This is a genomic window from Colwellia marinimaniae, from assembly GCF_002207865.1.
GTDB classification, from domain to species: domain Bacteria; phylum Pseudomonadota; class Gammaproteobacteria; order Enterobacterales; family Alteromonadaceae; genus Colwellia; species Colwellia marinimaniae.
This window is the reverse complement of sequence record NZ_BDQM01000295.1, coordinates 1-267: the sequence shown is the minus strand read 5'-3', so window position 1 is coordinate 267 and position 267 is coordinate 1. Positions and strand designations below refer to the sequence as shown.

Sequence of the window (267 nt, the reverse complement as noted above, 5' to 3'; positions counted from 1 at the left end):
GCCGTGGGCTGCTTTTGGATGCCCAGGATCACGGCTGGCAGGCCCTCGAAGCCCGCATCGCCGCGCTTGATGGCTGGCGCAAACTGAACATCGGCGACCTGGTGGAGCAGGATGGGCTGGCCCGCACGCACCGCGAGAGGCAGGTTACGCAGGTCGTCGAGTCGGGACGTGCGGCCCAGGTTGCGGATCAGGTACTCGCGGCCATTGATCTCCAGGAAGCCGCCGGAAGTGTTCGCGGAGAAGCCCTTGAGAGCCGCATCCAGATCG

General features: G+C 66.3%; 1 protein-coding gene. It reads right to left on the bottom strand.

Going from position 1 to position 267, the window contains the following annotated elements; genetic code table 11:
* The coding region (locus tag MTCD1_RS19345; RefSeq protein ID WP_143760188.1) for an efflux RND transporter permease subunit at positions 1 to 267 on the bottom strand (267 nt) is incomplete at both ends.